The sequence below is a fragment of the Arthrobacter sp. Hiyo1 genome (genome assembly GCF_001263615.2).
GTDB lineage: Bacteria > Actinomycetota > Actinomycetes > Actinomycetales > Micrococcaceae > Arthrobacter.
Window position 1 is genome coordinate 1 of record NZ_DF952471.1, and the last position, 2,374, is coordinate 2,374.

Sequence of the window (2,374 nt, forward strand, 5' to 3'; positions counted from 1 at the left end):
CCAAGCGGTCACCGCCGCCGGGATCCTCGCCGGGCTTGCCGGCATGGATCTGGTTTTCCTGATGCTTCTGCTCGCGGCACGACTGCCTTTCGTGGACGGCGCGGTCGGCCATGACAGGGCGTTGGAGTTCCACCGGAAGCTGGGCAAACCGGCGCTCTACCTATTGCTGGCGCACGGACTTCTCGTCGCGACCGGTTACGGCATGGCCGAGGGCCTGAACCCCGTCAGCGAAGCCGTTTCGCTCTGGGTGCTGGTACCCGACATGTGGTTGGCGTTCGTCTCCATGGCGCTCTTCATTGCCGTGGTGGTCACCTCGCTGGTAGCTGTTCGCCGCCGCTTTCCCTATGAATTCTGGTACTTCGTCCACCTGCTCACGTATTTGGCCGTAGCGCTCGCCCTGCCGCACCAGTTCAGCGTGGGCGGATTATTCGCCGAAGGCACCTGGCAGCGTTGGTACTGGCTGCTGCTCTACATCGGAACAGGCTCGGCGCTGGCGTGGTTCCGTGTCGCCCAGCCGGTGATAGCCACCTACCGGCACCAGTTGACCGTGCGGCGCGTGGTTCCCCTTGCGCCCGGCGTCTTCAGCATCGAAATGAGCGGCCTGCGATTGAACGAATTGTCGGGAAACGGCGGCCGGTTCTTCGTCTGGCGCTTCCTTGCCCCAGGCATGTGGTGGCAGGCACATCCGTTCAGCCTCTCCGCGGAACCGATCATGCCGCCGTCGGGCACGTCATACGGGCGGCCCGCCCAACAGCCCACCTTGCGGATCACTGTCCGGAACCTGGGAGCGGGCTCGGCCCGGCTGGCTTCGCTCAAGCCGGGAACGAAAGTAGCCATCGAAGGTCCCTACGGTGTCTTCAGCACGGCGGCCCGGAGCCGGGAACACGTTGTGATGATCGGCGCAGGAATCGGAATCACGCCCCTCCGGGCGCTCCTGGAATCCACCCCCTTCGCGCCCGGCCAGGCGACCGTCCTGTTGCGCGGCAGCACCACTGACGAGCTATTCCTTGGCGACGAGATCCTGGAATTGTGCCGGAAGCGCGGTGCCACGCTCTTCCATCTGACCGGCCCGCGGTCGGCGAATCCCCAAAGCGCGTGGTTGCCTGCCTCTACCGGCACCTCGCGGCTGCGGGACTTCGTACCGGCCATCACCGACGCGGATGTCTACATCTGTGGCCCATCGGCTTGGGCCCGCCAGGTGCTGGCTGAGGCAAAAAGCTCCGGCGTCCGGGAGGAGCAGCTCCACTACGAAAGGTTTGACTGGTGAGACTCAGGGCAGGAATATCAGCGGCGCTGGCGTCGGCGGCAATCCTCGTGGTCGGGTGGCAGTCGGGTGCACACGTCGCTGATTCGAACGCATCGGCGGTCACCACCTCCGCAACCGGAAACGCGGCCGGAACCACGGGCGGTACCGCTTCAGGAACGGGCTCGACGGCGAATGGAACCACCGGGAGCAGTGCGTCCGGATCGTCCTCGGGAACCGGAGCCGGCTCCGGTTCCAGCACGGGCTCCAGTTCGAGTTCCAGTTCCAGTCTGGGGGCATCGGCCAAGGCAGGGGGCACCTACGCCGGCACGGCAGTGGAGACGCGCTTTGGAACGGTACAGGTCCAGGTAACCATCAAGGCCGGCGTCATCACGGATGTCACAGCCCTGCACCTGACCGACCAAGAGCAACGATCCGTCCAGATCAGCGCCAGGGCTGCACCCCTGCTCCGCTCCGAAGTGCTGAGCGCCCAGTCGGCGAACGTGCAGACCATCGGCGGGGCCACCTATACCAGCGAGGCATATTTGACATCCCTCCAGGCGGCCCTCGATGCAGCCCACTTCTAAGCCACGCGAGACCGGAGGGGGCAGTTCGGAGCCCCGCCTTCGTTCCCGGACGTTCACCAGCATGGGCACCGTGGTGAGCATCGCCATCCCGACTGCTCCAGGGATGGCCCCCCAAGCCGCGGTGGAAGAACTCGAGGCGGCCACCGCCGTCGTCGAGCAGTTGTTCACGGGGTTGGACCGGACGTTTAGCCTCTACCGTCCCGACTCGGAGGCGAGCGCGATGGCGCGGGGCGAGCTGGCCCTGAGGGACGCCTCCGTGGACATGCGCCGGCTGTATGTCGAGGCTGTCGACTGGCGCAGCCTCACGGCAGGTGCGTTTACGGCGGAACGGCCCGACGGCGTCGTGGACTTGGCGGGGATCGTCAAGGGACATGCGATACGGGAAGCCGGAACGTCGCTGCTCGCGCTGGGGCTGCAGGATTGGTGCCTCAACGCGGGCGGGGATGTCCTTGTGGCCGGTTCGCCGACGCCGGGCACTGCGCGGCCGTGGCTGGCAGGGATTATTGACCCGGAGGATCGGACGACGCTCCTGACCGCGTTTCCC

Annotated in this window: 3 protein-coding genes; all 3 read left to right on the top strand. The window is 66.3% G+C overall.

Annotated elements, in window-relative coordinates; all coding sequences use genetic code 11:
- Window positions 1-1,267, top strand: a 1,267-nt coding sequence (locus AHiyo1_RS11660) for a ferredoxin reductase family protein (RefSeq protein ID WP_059388673.1), incomplete at its 5' end; no start/stop codon positions are given.
- Window positions 1,264-1,830: an FMN-binding protein gene (locus tag AHiyo1_RS11665; protein WP_059388674.1), complete on the top strand. Its 567-nt coding sequence runs from the start codon at window positions 1,264-1,266 to the stop codon at window positions 1,828-1,830. The genes AHiyo1_RS11660 and AHiyo1_RS11665, both read left to right, overlap by 4 nt.
- A 73-nt stretch (window positions 1,831-1,903) precedes the next feature.
- The coding region (locus AHiyo1_RS11670; protein WP_340639316.1) for an FAD:protein FMN transferase at window positions 1,904-2,374 on the top strand (471 nt) is incomplete at its 3' end.